This window comes from Pedobacter sp., assembly GCF_039594775.1.
Lineage (GTDB): Bacteria > Bacteroidota > Bacteroidia > Sphingobacteriales > Sphingobacteriaceae > Pedobacter.
Genome location: NZ_JBCNMT010000006.1, coordinates 51529 through 69511 on the forward strand (window position 1 = coordinate 51529; position 17983 = coordinate 69511).

Below are 17983 nucleotides of genomic sequence, written 5' to 3' on the forward strand. Positions count from 1 at the left end.
ATTGCTGTTAAAATTATTCTCCCAAAATTAACAAACCTGCGCAATTTATTAATTGTCATATTGACTATTAATAAATTTATCTGTAAGTTAGAGCCAACTAATTACAAATCAAATATTAATTTACATGCACGGATCGCATCATCTAGACTCAAATCCACATCGGAGATTAAACTTACTTACTGGCGAATGGGTACTAGTTTCACCCCACCGGACCAAAAGACCATGGCAGGGAAAAATTGAGGATTTACCGCAGGACAACAGACCAGCTTATGACCCCAAATGTTACCTATGCCCTACCAATACCAGAGCTGATGGCGAGACCAATCCAGATTATCAGGAAAGCTTTGTTTTTAAAAATGATTTTTCGGCATTATTGGAAGATACGCCCGATGAAAGTTATAACCAAGAGGACTTGTTAATTGCCCAAACGGAGCGTGGTATTTGCAAGGTGATCAGCTTTAGTCCAAAACATCACCTTACTTTACCAGAGTTAAACGTAACCGAAATCAGTAAAGTGGTAGACCTTTGGCAGAGCGAATTTAAAAGCTTGGCAGATCAGCCATGGATCAAATATATACAGATTTTTGAAAACAAGGGCGAAATCATGGGCTGTAGCAACCCCCACCCACATGGGCAAATATGGGCGCAAAGCGAGTTGCCTGTAGAAATCATTAAGGAAAGTGAAAGACAAAAGGCTTATCTTGACAAACATAAAACCAGCCTTTTGAAAGATTACTTGAACCTTGAGCTAGAAAAGCAAGAACGTATTATTTTTGAGAATGATGCCTTTGTGGTAGTAGTTCCTTTTTGGGCGGTATGGCCTTATGAAACCATGATCATCAGCAAAAGGCACGTACAAAACTTATTGGCTTTTGAGGAGCGGGAAAAACTTTTACTTGCGGAAGCACTGAAAGTAGTGACCACCAAGTACGACAACCTTTTCGAAACTTCATTCCCTTACTCAGCAGGCATGCACCAAGCGCCAGTAAATCATGGCGACCATCCAGAATGGCATTGGCACATGCATTTTTATCCGCCATTATTGCGCTCGGCAACGGTAAAGAAATTTATGGTAGGCTATGAAATGTTGGCCAATCCACAACGCGACATTACGCCTGAATACGCTGCTACTAGACTAAAAGAACTTTCTACCGAACATTATAAAAGTAAAACACTAGCACATGAATCCCCTATCTCTTAAAGAAGCCTTTAGAAAAATTTTCGATGCGGAGCCTATGCTCGTTAAATCACCTGGCCGTATCAATATCATTGGCGAACATACCGACTACAATGGTGGATTGGTGATGCCTGCCGCCATTAACAAAGCGGTATATGTAGCCATCTCAAAACGAGATGACGAGCAGATCCAATTGTATGCGGAAAGCTACCAAGAAAAATATGTTGGAAACATTAATGCGGTAAGCAAAAGTGAAAAATCTTGGGCAAATTACATCCTTGGTGTGGTTCATGGTTTATTGAAACTAGGTCATACGCTTTCGGGTTTCAACCTTTACATTTATGGCGATGTGCCTCTAGGTGCTGGATTATCGTCATCAGCAGCTATTGAGTGTGCCACGGCTTATGCCTTAAGCGAACTCCATGGTCTTGCTATTCCAAAAATGGATTTGGCACTCATTGCTCAAAAAGCAGAACATGAGTTTGCAGGTGTAAACTGTGGTATCATGGACCAATTTGCTTCGGTATTTGGTCAAAAAGATTATGCCATGATGTTGGATTGCGAATCGTTAAAGCATGAATATATCCCATTAAAGCTAGAAGGCTACAAATTGGTATTGTTTAACACCAATGTGAAGCATTCCTTAAGCGAATCGGCTTATAATAAAAGAAGAGCACAATGTGAACAGGGCGTGGCCTGGGTTAAAGCACATCATCCCGAAGTGGAGTATTTAAGGGATGTGAGTCCAGAAATGCTATCGGAATATGTATTGCCTAAAGATGCAGAGGTTTACACCAAATGCAACTATGTAGTGGCGGAAATAGCCCGTGTAAAAAAAGCTGCCGTAGCATTAAAAGATGGCAGATTAGCTGAGTTGGGCAAATTGATGCTTGAAACCCACGAGGGCTTGAGCAAAGCTTACGAGGTAAGCTGTAAGGAATTAGATTTTCTGGTAGAGCAGGTGAAAGAGGTAGAGGAAGTGTTAGGCGCTAGGATGATGGGTGGTGGATTTGGTGGTTGTACCATCAACATCGTAAAGGATGAAGCCATTGATGAATTGACTGCTAAACTTACTCAACTTTACCACGAAGAGTTTGGTTTAAACCTGAGTACTTACGTGGTAGAAACGGGAAATGGTTCGGAAATAGTGGACTAATGACCTACTCCATTTTTAACGCTTAAAAATAAAATCCTACTTCAAGTAGGTTTATGTTTCTCTTGAAGTAGGATTAATAAATACTTTCTACGCATCAGAATTTTAGACCAAGAACATCAGTTTTCTGCTACTATTTTTAATTCTGTCGCTTCGCGGACAAACTTTTTTCCTGTAGATGAAAAAAGTATGCAAAAAAATCCACGGCTGCGCCCTGTTCTGTTCAAGGAACAGCTATAGCAAATTTGTGCCTCCCGAACAGGCCAAGGCCGATTTTAGTAGAACGAAGAGGCTTTGCTAAGGCTGGAGATAACAAAAAGCTGGAGTAGCCCCTCGCAAAGACGAAAAAAAGGACGTCTTTGCGAAGAATGAAGCAATCTTAAAGCATAATAATAATAATCGAACTCAGGTTAGTAACACCTTACTCCAAACAAAGCTGCTGGGACATTTTCTGATGGATGTTCTAATGTTATCGTCAAATATTTCGTGCTAATGGCTTTGTCCAACACAATGGTATTCAGGGTTTGGTAATTGGCTGTCTTTTCAAAAACAACATTCCCCAAATCATCTTTAATGATGTAATTACGCACACAGAAAGGCATCACGTCTTCAGGATGTCCCATTAAAACACTCTCCATTGGATGGTCGTAATCGGTATCAAAAAACAGTTCTATCTTTTGAATGGTCTGTGCCTCGTCCCATACTATTTGAAGGCTAGGCGCTTTGTCCTCTTTTGCAGCTACCCAAGCATTTGGCTCGCTAACAGGCCTATAAACACCACTTTTAATATTCTCTTTTCCAAATTTGCTTAAGGATGGATTCAATTTAAAAGCTACGTTATGCCCTTCTGGACGACGTTGAGGGCACCAAAATTCAAATTCATCCACCCCAATATCTTCGGTTGGAGTTTGCTTCCCAAAATTAGACACCGCTTTATTTACCAAATTGAATACAGAAATCACTCCCGTAACCCGTTGTTGGCTAAGATGTAGTTTTACTTTAGGGTTTTTATGGAACACGATAAACGCATAAGTCGTTTCCGTAAGTTCGGCAGAAAAATCGACATGCAAACAATTACGACCGGGCTGTATCGCCAAGGTTTGTTTTTCAAGAATGATATCAGGCGTATAATTTGCCGACTTCCCACTGATTCGAAGTTCAACTTCTAGTTCCGTCGCTTCATCAGACTCCGCATGAAAAATCACTTGAGGCACTTTCCCTTCGTTTAACGGCAACATTTGTGCGGTAGCAATTTCTAAACTTTTCAGTAATTCCGAGGGCAACTCATCTAACACATATTCACTTGATGCGGATAACTTGGCTGTTTGTACCAAATCTGCGCCATCGTTTAGCGCATAGCCAGGAATATGCTGGCCGCTTTTCAGCAATTCATCCTGCAATTGACCAATCAGGTTTTGGTGAATGATCTCTGCTGGATTTACATTATTCTCCTTCGCAACAAAAGCAGCCATACCCACCGCTTGGCCCACATGTGCCGCCGTTGCCATTACCCTTGTTGACGCAAATGCGACGTGTGTAGCACTGATAATGCGTCCGGTAAGGAAAAGGTTTTTGATGTTTTTGCTGTATAAGCAACGGTAAGGAATTTGGTAAATCCCTTTACTATGCCATTGGTTGCAACCTGGTTTTTCACTGAATACGCCATCTGCTGGGTGAAGGTCTATAGACCATCCACCAAATGCCACGGCATCATGATGGGTGTTTTGTTCGATGATATCTTGCTGGCGCAACATGTAATCGCCCTCAAAACGGCGACTTTCTCTTTTACCAGGAATGGTACCTACCCATTCTAAGGTCATGGTTTCTGCTTCAGGGAAATTGCCCGAATTTTTAATGTAATTCCAAGCGCCGTAAACTACTTTCCACAGTTCCATTTTAATTTTTTCGGTATCATGCACCGTATCCAATCTTCCACCATATTCCAACCACCACAGTTTACAACCGTACTCTTTGGTATTAAAGTTTCTAAAGCGAGGGATTTCTGTAGTGATGTCTTGCAAAGCGAAATTAGGTACGGTAAATTTTACCGGTTTGCCCGTGTCTTTGGTATAGAAATACAAACTATGGCCAAGTAATTCGCCATACTCTTTGGAGGGTGCAAATTTTTCACCAAACTCTTCCGTACTTTCAGCGCCCATCCTAAAAGCGGCACCTGCTAAAAAGCCTACAATTCCATCGCCAGAGGCATCACAAAACAAAGGAGCATGGATATGATATTCGGTAGAATTCTGGCTACAAAAAGCCTTTACTGATGAAATTTTTTCTGCGTCAGCTTTATGCACTTCGTGAACTGCCGTATTTAGCAAAAGTGTAATGTTAGGCTCTGCCAATATTTTATCCAACAGGATGGTATCAAATATTAAGGCATTTCCTTCTTTGTTTTTATAGGTATTTTCTACCAAAATTTCATCGATAACGCCACCTTCCCTGCTCCAACGGTTATTGTTGCCCATATGCGAGGTTGCCCCCAAAATCCATAAACGAACTTCACTGGATGAGTTACCGCCTAAAACGGGTCTATCTTGTACTAAAACTACCTTTACACCTTTACGTGCAGCAGTAATGGCAGTACAAACCCCTGCCAGTCCACCGCCAATCACTGCAAAATCTGTGTTTAATTGATTGGATTTTAAATTACGGGAATCTGTTGCCTCTGATATGATCATATTAAAATACTCGGTTATCTTGGTTATTATAAATTTGGTATGGTTTGGTTTGGTCTGTAAATATATTAATAAATCTCATAAATTTCCATCTCCCCGAAAATTATCCTTATTCATTGCGGTTAATTACTGGTGCCGTTTACCGTTACCGATAGGTTCTTATTTACTCCGTTCAGTGTCAATTGTAAGTTGAGCACTACTTGATGGCCGTAAGGGATTTTTTTCAAAGACCACTCATAGGGATAGGCCACTCGTTGTAGGGTATTTGAATCAAGATTAGTGGTCAAATTGGCTTCTGCATTTTCCAATGGTGGGGTATCCAGATAGGCGTAAATAGAATCCCAACCAAATGGAGATCTTATCCTGAACACATAGAAAGTGCCCCAATTACTATCTACCGTAGTGGTGTACATTCCTTGTGGCAACTTGGGAGCCTTTGCTTCCTTAAATGGGGTGCTTAATGGAAATGAAAGCGCCGAAACACTTTTTGCACCTACAGTAAGCTGCGTGGTACGACCATTCATTACGGCAGTAGTTGGTGTGCAGTTATCATTAGTATAAAGTTCACTTGATGAATTAGACGCCACTTTCACGCTGTCTGTAAGCGTCAAACTTACCGCAGCGGGATTTGGAGATTCATTTAAAGCGATGACCCAAAATTTGTTTTCGGAAATGGCCGTAAGATAATTCACATCGGGATTGCTCGATTGGACCAAATCTTTCTTTAACAATAGTGTGGCTTCTTTATCTGTATAGACTTTACCCTTTCCGCCTCCAAAAATCCGATTGTTGAACCAAACGAATCCTTCTTGCCTACTGTATGGAAAATTGATATTTCCTTGGGAACGCTGCATGGCTTCGGTCACTAAAAAATCAACCGAAAAAGCTAATTGGGAAGGAATGTGATGGTAGTAAATGGAAGTCACATCAGGTCCTACATACGGATAATCTGCCTTTAAAGGTACATCAGTAAAACCTCTTGCATAATAACCTGGATAGTTGGCAAAACGGCCAATAATAGAGTTACGTGCATAGGTTTGAAAGATATCTCGGTTATTGTATTGGAATATACGCAGCAAGTTAGGTGCCCAGTTGGACATGTAAACGTGTAGAATTTGAGCTTTGGAAAAAAAAAGCGTCACTGGTTGTTCGAATCCTAAACCTACAGGAGAAACGAGGTCTTGAGCAACCTGCTTTTCCTGCACATCGCCAGCCACACGAGGATAGCCCAAGCGATATTGCTGCGTGCCTTTCCACCAAATAGTGGTGGTTCCACTGTAGTTATTGCCTGGGTGAATGGTTTGCAGATTGGTGGTTACTTTAGGATAAGACCTGATGCCTGCAATGGTATAAAAAGCCGATTTCTCTGCAGCCGTTAAATAACGGCTGTATTTTGTGAGCTCATAAATATCCATCAAATCCCACCAATTAGGGTAAAATGAAGTATTATAAAAACCATTTTCATCTAGGGCAGTGGTCTTGGTAGCATATACGTCGTTGGTGAGAAACAAATCGGCACCCCGAATGGCATCACTTAACCACGATGCGCTTTGGGTCATGCGGTAAGCGGCCAATTTTTCGGTCCAACTATTGGTGGTGGTCCGCAGTTCTCCATTGGGTAAGGCCAAGTCAACCAGCCAAGGGTTAGCCCCTTTCGTCAACTTATCCAATCCTTCAAAATAGGCCACGTTAAACTCCTTACTGTATGGACTTAGTTTGAGCGAGCTTTCAGTAGGTGTGTACAAAGTGCCAAGCTTGTTAGACCACCTGTAGCCACGTCGTGAAAGGGTATATTCGATAGCGGGGAGGGCTCTTTTAAGGTACATATCCTCATCTTGTCCAAGTACGGCCGCCGAAAGCAACGCTAAGGTCGAAGTATTAACCACTACTGGGGCAATGACAGGGTTTTGTTCAATGTCGTAAAATCCTTTCATGGTGGTATCCCAACCTGATGAATTGTCGTTTTTAATCAGGTCTACCATATTTAAGGCCGCATTAGTTAGGGATGTAGTGCCTTGCTTCCGATAATCTTTAACCTCATAAACTTTGTTGGACAGATATTCTAAAGCACCATCCCAAGTACTTGGCAAGGCCCCTATCATAAATTCGCGAGTGATGGATTGTCCCGAGTTCAGCTTTGAATCGGCAAAACCTAAAATAGGTCCGAAAGCTAAGGGCTGTACCTGGTTGCTTTCGTTTTTAAGCGAAAATCCCATTGGAGAAGTTTCGCCGGTGGCCCATTCTAACGGAAAGTTTGATAATGCACCTGCCACAAAATAACTGTATGGCGTATTGTTCACCGTAGTTTCAACAATACTTACCGGTTGTGGGGTGAGCGCACTTGGAACCATCAACGGCTGGCTGGGCAAACGCTGGTATTGAAACATGGGCGGCAACTGCACATTTTTTACCGCACTTGTGGTAATGGGCTGTAAGGCCGCCACGGCAAAACTGTAATAACCTGTTGCGCTTGCCTGGTAATTAAGCGTTAAACTTAAGTGATTGGCTCCTGCTGCCAATTTCCATGTTCCCGTTAAGGTGTATCCACTATCGCTGGCATAGGTCACATTTATTTGCTCGTCGGATATTTTGGTCACTGCTGTAGCCCTACACAATAGCAATTGGCCAGCACTAAACGGATTTTTACCGTTGGCTTGGTCAAACACCGAAAAGGTTTGCCCCATGCTTTGGAACGTACTCATTCCTGCTGCATTTTCCCAAGCGGGGTTAACCCCGATAAAGTTGACATCGGGCGTGGCTTCATGCAGTAAAAAAACCCTGTTGGATTCCACTCCTGTATTCACGGCAGTCCATTGACCACCGTTATACAAACTGGTGGTGCTCACGATACGAGGTAAATTAGTGGCCGTATCTACCACCGTCACAAACTGCAGTTTTAACTTGCCGTTGTTCATTTCGGCATTGGTGGTTGCGGAGCTGGTGATGGGTAGATACGGCGCTGCCACTAAAGCTGAGGGCGGAATTGATTCCAGTTTTTTAGGACTTAATCTAAAGGCCTGTAATGCGGTTAAACTTTGCAGGTTAGGATTAAAAGAAGTAACGGTGGTTAATAACAGGGCATCGCAGCGTCCAAAATAACCTCTGGTGTCTTTGATGCGCAAAAGCGTTTCGTTAGTATCAAGTGTAGCGGTTCCTACTTTTTCCCAGTAATAGCCATCTTGTCCGTGTATGCCAGATTCCTGGCTCATGGCTACCTCATTTACATAAATTAAGAACCGTCGTGTACCAGGTCTATTATCAGGATAATCTCTAGAGCGGGTCCAAATATCATAAGTGCCTGCGGTTTTAACACTAATCGCCGTATAGGCATTGGCATTTGGTGTAGCGGTTTGTCCCACACTTAAAATGGCACCGCCCGAAACGCCAATTTCATTGCTACTCACCCACCTGTCGGGAAATTGAAAATCTTCAGCTTCCACCAAAAAGGTATTGGTAGTTGTTTGTGCTTTAACTTGTATCAGACAGCTGATCAACAAAAGAAAGCCTGTGAACAATACTTTAAGTTGTTTCATACCTCAAACATTATTGTTTAATAAATTTTGTACTGATCTCTCCTTGCGTAGTGCTTATGCTAGCGATATAGGTTCCTGGAATAAGGCTAACCCTTGGCTTTATCTTGGTAAAGCCTGCGTCTAGCTTGAGCTGCTCGGTACTTACTATTTTTCCGCTTATATCAATAATCCTTAAGGTGGTTAAAACGGCTTCGGGCATGTTGATGAGCATTTCCAGCACTTTATCATTGGGATAGATGGCCTGGATAGTAGCGGTAGCCGTATTGGTGAATTGCATGAAACGAACATCTGATAAACTGAACTGCCCGTTAGTATCTACCGATTTCAAGCGATAGTAGTTTAGCCCTTTGAGCGGATTGGCATCTACGTATCTATAATGAATGGGCTTATCGGAATAACCATTGGCCAAAACCTTCCCTATTTCCTTAAATTGTCCATCGTCCTGCGCCCGTTGTACTTCAAAGTAGGCGCTTTCTTTTTCTGAAGATGAAGACCAGTTAAGTGTGGTGCTAAGGTTATTTTTTTGCACTGAAAATGACTGTAATGAAATAGGCAACACCTCATTTGGCGGAACGGGGGTAAACGAGTAACAAACGCCCCTGAAGACAGTATTTACGGCAGCGGTTGCTAAAACTACTGGTGTGGCCGAGAATGTTCCATTTAAACCGCTGTTATCGGTAATGCTCACCAACTCGCCACCACCTGCATCGGCAGTACCACTTTTACGAGTGGCGTACATCACCACACTGCCATTAGTGGCATTGCCTGTTATTCCCACATATTGGTCATTGGCTACTCCTATTTTTCCATTACTTACCCATGTTCCATTAACCAACGAATATTTAAAAACTCCAGCGGTATTATCAGCCACATAAAGCACGTCTGGTCCAGGTACGATATTGCATACATCTGCCAAAAAAAACTGGCAAGGGCTACCTGTTGATGGATAACCGGGTAAATTGGCCACCACTTGTCCTGTAATAGGCAATACGCCTGGTCCAACGGTCGCAATTCTGGTATCGCCACTGGTAGAAGACATGTACAACTGTCCATCGAAAACATTGATGGCACGCCCCGTCACGGTGGTTAATGCGGTAGAGGTGGTAGCCCCTAATGATGCGTAACGAACCCCCGTGGTTCCACCCGTCATCCAAATACCGTTATTTCCATCAAATACGGCGCAACGGGCATTTACGGCCGAGAAGGCATCGATAACACTGGTAGAAGTATTGATGGTATTGTTGGCGTAAATGATACCCGCAGTTCTGTTGATGGTACTGCTTACAGAAGTGCCAATGGAGGCTGTTCCAAGGGCGGCATCATAACCAAACAAGCAAACGGATTGCCCATCGGGAGATAGTACGGGATAACCTTCATAAGCATATTTGCCAGACAGGGTTAACTTTTTATGAGTTCCCGAGTTGACAATAGGCATTGCAATGGTCCTGATTAAAGTTCCAGAGGTATTGTATTCATCCAGATAAACCGGGGTTGCAGCAGTGGTGAGCGAGGCACTGCCGTCGCCAATTCTTACTACGAAAATGTTTCTGTCGGATAAATTTTGAGCATGCAGCTCCAGTACCGTGCAGCAGATGAGCAGCAGCAGTAAATAGCCATATCGTTTCATACTACAGTTTTGGTTAGTTTAACTTATTGTATAAGCAAGGGGCATTCTGTACTGCTGAAATGATTGATAGCAGCAGTTCTTTTTATAAAGTAAAAGGATGGTATTTGCATACCATCCTCTCCTATTTATTTTGCAATTTTTGTTTTGGTGATTTCATTACCAATTTTAGAAGCAACGATATATACGCCTCTGCTAGCGGTAAATGGCACTTCAACGGTATTCCATCCGCTGGTTAAGTTTGCGCTTACTTTTGCCAAGGTATTTCCTGAAATGTTGTAGACCTTAATTTCGGAAGTTGAGTTGGTTGAAGCAAATACAGAAACCTGTAAGCTGTTATCTTTCACCTGAACTTTTAAATCGTTTTTCTGAAGGCTCGATTTTACTGGAATTGGGCCATAATCTTCAAAACGATTATCAAAATCTACTTGACGCAATCTATAATAAGCCGTTCCCGATAATGGTGATAAATCAGTAAACGAATAATTCAGGACTTCATTGGTAGTTCCATTTCCTTTAACGCTACCTATTTTGGTAAAGCTCTGTCCATCGGAAGACCTGTAAATCTCATAATGTGAGTTATTCTGTTCAGAAGCTGTAGACCAATTTAAACGCACACCATTGGTAGCTTCTTTACCTGTAAAAGAAAGCAGCTTTACTGGCGTGGTGGTTACGGTTGGAGATAGAGATACCCCACGAAATACCGTATTAGCTGCTGCCGTAGCAATATCGGTAGCGGTAGCCGTCATTGCGGCATTGTAACCCGAGGCATCGACAATTTTAAATAATTTATTGGCTGATGCACCAAATCTTACCCCATAAAGCGTTACCTCATTTCCAGAAACCACTCCTGTTAAACCTGTATACTGTCCTGCAATATTACTTTTTAGCACCCAATTGTTATTTACCAGTGAATATTTAGAAATCCCATCGGCATTCGCCGTATTAGCAACATATAGGACATCGTATCCAGGTACCGTAGCATCAAGATCGGCAAAGAAAAACTCTCGGCTAGATGCTGTCGTTGCCAATCCTGGCAATCCTGTAGCAGTCTGTCCAGTAGTTGTAGGCAAGCCCGTACCGATAGAAACTACTGGGCCAGTATTTGTACCTGTTGCTTGTGAGGCATATAGCTGATTATCAAAAATACGCATAGACCTTCCGGTACGAGCAGCTATTGATGTTGCCGTAGTAGCTCCAATGGTAGTATGATAAATATTTATCGTTCCTCCCGATATCCATAAATTGTTTCCATCCGCAACAGCCGAGGAAATCAATTGTAAGTTAAAAATATCTAGTGCCGTGCTTGTATTTACATTACCCGTTCCATCTATCACCCCTACCACCCTATTGTAAGTTGCACTGGACGAGGTTGCTATCGTAGCTGTGCCCGTAGGCGCATCGTAACCTGTTAAGGTAAGCTTTTTCCCATCTTGCGAAAGCGATAAAAGTCCTTCAGCTGAGGAAACATTCGAGGTATTACCATCTAAGGTTAGTCGTCGATTAAGCCCCACCACCGTAGTAGGTAAAGCAATGCTTCTAATTAATGTCCCAGTGGTAGCATATTCATCAATAAATACAGTCGTAGCGCTTGTTCCCAAGGCTGCCGAACCGTCGCCAACCCGTAGGACTGATAAACTGCCTGCGGTGAATGCAACTTGTGAAAACCCTGTATGGGCGGCCACGGCAAACAAACAACTTAATAGTAGTTTTCTTTTCATCATAGTTTGGTTTAAATGGTTAGGGTTTTTGAGGCGATAATGAAAGACCACGGAATACTGTATTGGCTCCAGTTTTGACCAATACCGATCGGGTTAATTCGGCAATAGATCCATTGTGACCTGTATTGTCGGTAATTTTAAACAGTTCCGATGAAGTGGCTCCATACTTAATTCCGTAAACGGTTACTTCGGTACCAGATACGGTAGCGGTAAGACCAGTGTATTGTCCTTTTACCGTTCCATTTGAAACCCAAGAACCATCTACCAGAGAATATTTGGTAATCCCATCGGTAATTCCTGTATTAGCAATGTATAGCACATCATAACCAGGGATATTTGGATTGATATCTGCAAAGAAAAATTCTCGCCCAGTTGGGCTAGTGCCATTAATGGTAAGGCCAGCAACCGCAACGGCCGTTTGAGGAGCTGTAGTTGGCAAACCTGTTCCAATGGTTACTAAAGGGCCTACTAAACCAGAGGATTGAGAAACATATAATTGGTTTTTAAAGATACGAATTGACCTTCCAGAACGTCCAATGATAGAAGTTGCATCAGTTGAACCAACTGTAGTGGTATAGATATTAGCACTTCCACCAGCAACCCATACATTATTTCCATCGGTAACTGCCGAACTGATATAAGCCCTCGAATAAATATTTAAGGAGGTAGTGGTATTTACATTACCCGCTCCATCTATTATCCCAATCACTCTGTTAGTTTGGTCACTTTCGGAAGCAACTACAGCATCTGTACCCACCGCGGCATCGTAGCCCGCTAATGAAAGTTTCTTGGCATCTTGAGAAAGCGATAAAAGCCCTTCGAAGGAAGAAACGCCAGGTGTATTACCATCTAAGGTGAGTCTTTTGTTTTTTCCTACCAATGCGGTTGGTAAGGAAATGCTTCTGATCAACTTTCCACTGGTAGAATACTCGTCAATAAATACCGGTAGCGCAGCCGTTCCCAAAGCTGTTGTTCCATCTCCTACCCTCAACACCGACAAACTGCCAGGCGTAAATGCGGTTTGAGCAAAAGCGGTACGTACAGCGATGGCAAATAAACAGGTTAGTAAAAGTTTTTTATTCATATCCGTTTTTTAAAGCGTACGGGTTGGTTAAGAAGCATCTAAAACTATTTTGAAAATACCACGCTTTAAGTGGAGCATTCGATGATGAGCTTGTGCAAAACCCGTAAGTGAGTTGAATTAAAGATTTATATTGGTTTGGTTTGGTTTGGTTTATATTTTAACCAAAAGTATCAGTTATTTTTGTAAAAGCAATTTTTTTTGAAAAAACTTTTTGTTTTGATGGGCTGGTGAGGGGAAGCGGTACTGTCTTTCATCATTGCTAACTTCGATCGGTCGTCATCCTGAATTTATTTCAGGATCCTAGAGCCAGGTTTTATAAGGCTTTAAGGGTCCCGACTACACCTATCGTGTAGACACACCTCATTCCTCCCCCTTAAATCCCCCTCCCAAGGGGGACACATAGCTTAAGCATTTTGCATATCCCTCTTTGAGAGCCTGTTCCGATAATTTTCGGAGGGGCAGAGAGATATGCTTTAAGGTTCCAACCTATGCCTATCGTATGGACACATCTCATTCCTCCCCCTTAAATCCCCCTCCCAAGGGGGACACATAGCGCTTAAGTATTTTGTATATCCCCTCTTTGAGAGCCTGCTCCGATAATTTTCGGAGGGGCAGTGGGATAAGCTTTAAGGTTCCAACCTATGCCTATCGTGTGGACACATCTCATTCCTCCCCCTTAAATCCCCCTCCCAAGGGGGACACATAGCGCTTAAGCATTTTGCACACGTAGGTCTATGCGGGAATGACGTTTTGATGAATGGTTTATGTACTTAAAAGCCTGGTTATTCGCTAATAACCAGGCTTTGAAATTATTTAAGCAACAACTTATATTACCTCACCACTGCTTTTCTGGAAGCTCTAAATGGAATTAATGCGCTTAACAAAATGATGGTTGCAATGACTGCTACCATTCCGGTTGCTTTTGTCGTAAAAGCACAGAGTACAAACAGCAACAATGCTATAAATGCCAATGAAAATGAGATGACCTGTAAACCAAATTTATTCTGCTTTCTGGTTTCGGCAAGTTCGGCTTCATCCACCTGTATAACCGTTGCTTTACGTTCTGCTTTGCGCTCCTGCAATAGCAAGTATTCTTTACTGACCAATCCTTTTGATGCGGCATAGATTTCGTAAATAAGCAACAAAGCAAATGGCAATAATACACCGAGCAGCATTTCACTTCCACGGCTTAATTTATAGTCAAACACCAATGGGAGCATTATTTTAAATATCAGGTTGACGGCCAGACTGATCATGGTTACCAAAATAGTTACCTTTCCTGTGATGCGTTTAGAGAACAAAGCCCATATCGGTGGCGCTAACAATGGACCACCAGTAATGGCGCCAACACTTAACGTAAATTCGACAATACCGCCGATATAAGGTACAATTAAGGCAATGGCAATCATCCCGAAACCGAAGCACCAAGAAGAAGTACGGGCCACTTTCATTAACTTTTCATCGCTTGCTTTAGGATTAATATTGCCTTTATAGATATCGTTGGTAAACACCGCAGAAACCACATTTAATGCCGTATTTGCAGAGGCCGAAGTAGAAAAATACATACCCGTTAATATCAAGCCCATTAAGCCTGCCGGTAGTACCTGTTTACAAACCATAAGGTAGGCGTTTTCGGTTTCGATACCTGATAAACCAGGATTAATGGTTTGGTAGATCATCGGTGGCAACATCCACAATACTGGACTTAGGATATACAAGCCAGCAAAAAGAAAGGCCACTTTAGAAGCCGATTTTGGAGTATCCACACTGGTGTAACGTTGCACAAAAGTCCAGTTACCGCCAATATAAAAAATGTGATATAGGGCAAAAGCGCCAATAAACCCCCAAGTGTATTCGCCATTAACGGGTTGGAAAAAATCATCGGGAACTTTGGTTAGGAAATTCTGTATACCCCCCGCTTCCGTAAAAGCCAAAGGAATGATCAGTAGCACCGCTGCCGTTAAAATCACAAACTGCAAGATGTCGGTCACCATTACTGCCCACAAACCACCTACGGCGGTATAGGCAATCATCAAGATACCCAGCACCACGGTTACAGGCACTAATGGAAATTCAAGAGAGGAGCCCACTAATTTAGAAACTGAATATAATACCGATCCTTTGATGAATAGTGACACCAACATAAAGATGTAGATGAAGCTTTTTTGGACTTTCTCGCCAAGTCTTTCTTTGATAAATTCGGCTGCTGTTAAACTTCCAGTGGCTTTCCATTTGGGTGCCAGGTACAAACCTGTAACCAGGCCACCGATACACATGGTCCACTGAATGGTCACAGCCACCCAACCATACTTATAAGCGATTGAGCCCCAAGCCACAAAGGTACCTGCAGAGAAAAAACTCATAAACAGCGATAAACCTCCGATGAACCATGGCACTGCTTCGCCACCCGCGAAAAATGATTTGAGGTTACGACCAGTCCGCGAAAATAGCAGACCAATCACCATGATAAATACTGAAAAAACAACTATAACGGAGGTATCTATTAGCGAGTTCATTCTTAATTAAGCATTGATATATAGAGGGTTTGGACTTTATTCTTCGTTATTTTTTATTTGAGTTCTTAATGGTTTGTGCAGCTACTTTTCTCAAATACTTGGCAAAATCTGCAGGAACTTTATTCGGTACAAATTGGATGTTTTCAGGGGAATCTTTAAATAGAAAAGCATACCAGATCAATCCGCCTAAGTATCTTCCAGCTTCGTTAGCATGGTTGGCATCAAAAGTAAATTCTTTATTGTTTTTCCAAGAATACCCCATGTTCAACGAGTTGATCTGATTTGGAAGATTAGGATAAGTAGGATTGGTAAAATCAAATGCAGTATCTTTTTGATAAGCATACTCCTTACCCGTAGCTACTTCCTCAAAAGCATCTCCTACGGGGATTAGTCTTACTTTCAATTGCTTGGCTGCTGCGTGATAGGCCTCTCTAGATTTTTGCCACATTTCAGCCTGATTTTGCGCCAACTGTCCAGCAGCTACCCTACCAAAAGTTTTTGCATCAGCACGATAGGCCCAAGTTTGGTGCAGTACCACCTCGGCTTTTGGCTGAATGGACTTAACAAAGTCATAAAGCTTTTGGGCATAGGGTGTATAGCTTTCTTTATCTGCCGAAAGGTAAGAAGCTTGCTGTAAGGTAACCACATCCCATTTCCCTTCTGACAGGAGCGTACGTAAAGATTTTCCTTTATAAGGCCTGCCTTCTGCACTTTCAGGATTGGCTTCCGCAGCCTCCACGTACTTCCAGTGTTGCTCCAATGAATGGCCTCCCAACTCGGCCCTACCAATGATCAAGTGCTTTCCTTTTTCCTTAGCCATTTCAGGTAGGTAAGCGGATGCATTTTGAGAAAAGCTATTGCCAATCAGAAATATGCGGAGGGTATCATTTTTGGTTTGCCCGTAGGTGAAATTGCTTAACAGCAGGAGGGCAATTGCCCAAAAGAAAATCTTTTTGGCACGCTCGATCTTTTGTACGATCATTTTTGTGTAGTTCATTTGTGTAATAATTTTCGAATTCAATACGTAGCTTGTCCATTGAAGTCCTCAACAAAAAGCAAACTGGTTTGGTCTGGTATGGTTAAAAATCAAATTTATGAATTATTTCTAATTATCAAAATCAATTCATAGGAAGTAGCTCACCTTTGATCAATATTTTCCCAATGTAGGCCACTGTTTTATGGTATTTAGCCGGATTAGCCGTTATATCGGCCAACTGGCTTTCTCCCAAAATCTGCTTCTTATCGGGGATAATATCAGACACTGTAAACTTCACTGTATGTATCCCATATGGTAATTCAAAAAATTCTGCCTGCCCCCTGTACCTGTTATTGCAAAAAGCATTAAATCTGTTGATCAGGTCTTCGGTATTGTTTGCTGTTTGGGTTTTTAGCACCAATGTTCCCGCCTGTTTTTGGATGGTTGTTTTCTTCCCATCAATTTCTAAAGTGAGCTGCCCCACTTCTGGGCCACCGATGTCAAAAAAACCAATCATGTTGCCCTTAAATTTAAACGTGAAGTATTCTCCAGGTTTTTCGGCCTTCATTACATAAGGAAACCAACCTGCAAACTGCTTAAAATCTGCTAGTCCATTAGGGTCAAACTTAGTCCAGCCCTTGCTAAACTGAGCGACAGACGGGGCAAGCATTTTCGCTTCTTCCCAATTATCTGCCAACAAAGGCTTCAGCAATTCGTGCTTTTTATTTTCGGCGTAGTCCTGCATTTTAAGGAATGACCGTGCAATTGCCTGTGCATATAAATTCCCTCCTGCTTCCACCGGGTGCGTGCCATCGTTAGAAAAAATGATCTTGTCTGTTTTGGTTCCTGCTGGTGCTTTCCAAAGGAGCTTATCTTCCTTTTCGAGCATACTTGCTTCAAAGCCCATGTGTACCGAAGGTATTTGATAGTAATCTGCTAGTTTTTCAAGGCCAAGAATATTCGGTGGGATTTTTCCGCTGACGTAAATCTTGGTCTGCCCGCTGTAAATAGTGTATAGCAAACAAATATCCGTTTGGGGGTTGGCTTTCCATATCTGTCTAATGATGCCTTCCATGCCTTCTGCAAAAGCATTGTTCACAGCAAACTCCACAAAAACCAAATCGGGTTTGTACTGCAATACTTGCTCCTGAATTCTACAAGCACCCAAATCAGTTCCTGTACCTGATATCCCTGCATTAATAAACTGCATTTTGGTATTGGGGTACATTTCTTGGATAAACTTAGCCGATTGCATCCTGTACAAATTAATACCACGGGTAATGCTTCCACCTATGTATCCTATCACCACTGGCTGTTTCTTTTTCGCCTTGTTAAAAAAATTAGGAAGCCCCTTTCTCACAAAAAAATCATTTGGATCATTAAAAGTACCAGGTGTAATTGTAGGGGTTGCGGGTACTGAAGGATCAAAAAACAAGGGTAATGCCCCCGCTTGACTGGCAGCAATAAGTCGTTCCCGTTCTTGAGTTTCTTTACTCACGGTTGTATTTTTTTGCG

The 17983-nt window shown here is 42.2% G+C and carries 10 protein-coding genes; 2 read left to right on the top strand and 8 right to left on the bottom strand.

Annotated features, from left to right (window positions below; translation table 11 throughout):
• Positions 1–124 precede the first annotated feature (124 nt).
• Positions 125–1201 carry a UDP-glucose--hexose-1-phosphate uridylyltransferase gene (locus ABDV71_RS14755; RefSeq protein ID WP_343533867.1) on the top strand — a complete coding sequence of 359 codons (1077 nt, stop codon included), beginning with the start codon at positions 125–127 and terminating at the stop codon, positions 1199–1201.
• On the top strand, positions 1182–2333 hold the full coding sequence (locus ABDV71_RS14760) for a galactokinase (RefSeq protein ID WP_343533869.1): 1152 nt from the start codon (positions 1182–1184) through the stop codon (positions 2331–2333). Before ABDV71_RS14755 ends, ABDV71_RS14760 begins: the two co-directional genes overlap by 20 nt.
• Positions 2334–2740: 407 nt before the next feature.
• Here ABDV71_RS14760 and ABDV71_RS14765 read toward each other — a convergent pair whose 3' ends face one another.
• The 8 genes from ABDV71_RS14765 to ABDV71_RS14800 form a co-directional block, all read right to left on the bottom strand.
• Positions 2741–5017 (bottom strand): FAD-dependent oxidoreductase, encoded by a 2277-nt coding sequence (locus ABDV71_RS14765; protein ID WP_343533871.1) that lies wholly within the window; start codon positions 5015–5017, stop codon positions 2741–2743.
• A 119-nt stretch (positions 5018–5136) separates the two neighbouring features.
• The gene (locus ABDV71_RS14770; protein ID WP_343533873.1) at positions 5137–8547 is read right to left on the bottom strand and encodes a hypothetical protein; all 3411 of its coding nucleotides are present in this window, start codon (positions 8545–8547) and stop codon (positions 5137–5139) included.
• A gap of 10 nt (positions 8548–8557) precedes the next feature.
• On the bottom strand, positions 8558–10174 hold the full coding sequence (locus ABDV71_RS14775) for a T9SS type A sorting domain-containing protein (protein WP_343533875.1): 1617 nt from the start codon (positions 10172–10174) through the stop codon (positions 8558–8560).
• Positions 10175–10299: 125 nt separating this feature from the next.
• Complete coding sequence (locus ABDV71_RS14780) at positions 10300–11892, bottom strand: T9SS type A sorting domain-containing protein (RefSeq protein WP_343533877.1); 1593 nt, start codon at positions 11890–11892, stop codon at positions 10300–10302.
• Positions 11893–11911: 19 nt separating this feature from the next.
• Entirely contained in the window at positions 11912–12976 is a 1065-nt protein-coding gene (locus ABDV71_RS14785; protein WP_343533879.1) for a hypothetical protein, read from the bottom strand.
• A gap of 830 nt (positions 12977–13806) precedes the next feature.
• The gene (locus ABDV71_RS14790) at positions 13807–15492 is read right to left on the bottom strand and encodes a sodium:solute symporter family protein (RefSeq protein WP_343533881.1); all 1686 of its coding nucleotides are present in this window, start codon (positions 15490–15492) and stop codon (positions 13807–13809) included.
• Positions 15493–15538: 46 nt separating this feature from the next.
• Positions 15539–16489, bottom strand: coding sequence for a DUF4886 domain-containing protein (locus ABDV71_RS14795; RefSeq protein WP_343533883.1), 951 nt, complete (start codon positions 16487–16489; stop codon positions 15539–15541).
• Between the two features lie 121 nt (positions 16490–16610).
• Positions 16611–17966, bottom strand: coding sequence for an SGNH/GDSL hydrolase family protein (locus ABDV71_RS14800; protein WP_343533885.1), 1356 nt, complete (start codon positions 17964–17966; stop codon positions 16611–16613).
• Between the last annotated feature and the right edge of the window lie 17 nt (positions 17967–17983).

Coding starts and splice junctions, on each gene's coding strand:
- ABDV71_RS14770 (WP_343533873.1), bottom strand. CDS start 8,547: ATGAAACAACTTAAAGTATTGTTCACAGGCTTTCTTTTGTTGATCAGC.
- ABDV71_RS14755 (WP_343533867.1), top strand. CDS start 125: ATGCACGGATCGCATCATCTAGACTCAAATCCACATCGGAGATTAAAC.
- ABDV71_RS14790 (WP_343533881.1), bottom strand. CDS start 15,492: ATGAACTCGCTAATAGATACCTCCGTTATAGTTGTTTTTTCAGTATTT.
- ABDV71_RS14780 (WP_343533877.1), bottom strand. CDS start 11,892: ATGAAAAGAAAACTACTATTAAGTTGTTTGTTTGCCGTGGCCGCCCAT.
- ABDV71_RS14760 (WP_343533869.1), top strand. CDS start 1,182: ATGAATCCCCTATCTCTTAAAGAAGCCTTTAGAAAAATTTTCGATGCG.
- ABDV71_RS14765 (WP_343533871.1), bottom strand. CDS start 5,017: ATGATCATATCAGAGGCAACAGATTCCCGTAATTTAAAATCCAATCAA.
- ABDV71_RS14785 (WP_343533879.1), bottom strand. CDS start 12,976: ATGAATAAAAAACTTTTACTAACCTGTTTATTTGCCATCGCTGTACGT.
- ABDV71_RS14775 (WP_343533875.1), bottom strand. CDS start 10,174: ATGAAACGATATGGCTATTTACTGCTGCTGCTCATCTGCTGCACGGTA.
- ABDV71_RS14795 (WP_343533883.1), bottom strand. CDS start 16,489: ATGAACTACACAAAAATGATCGTACAAAAGATCGAGCGTGCCAAAAAG.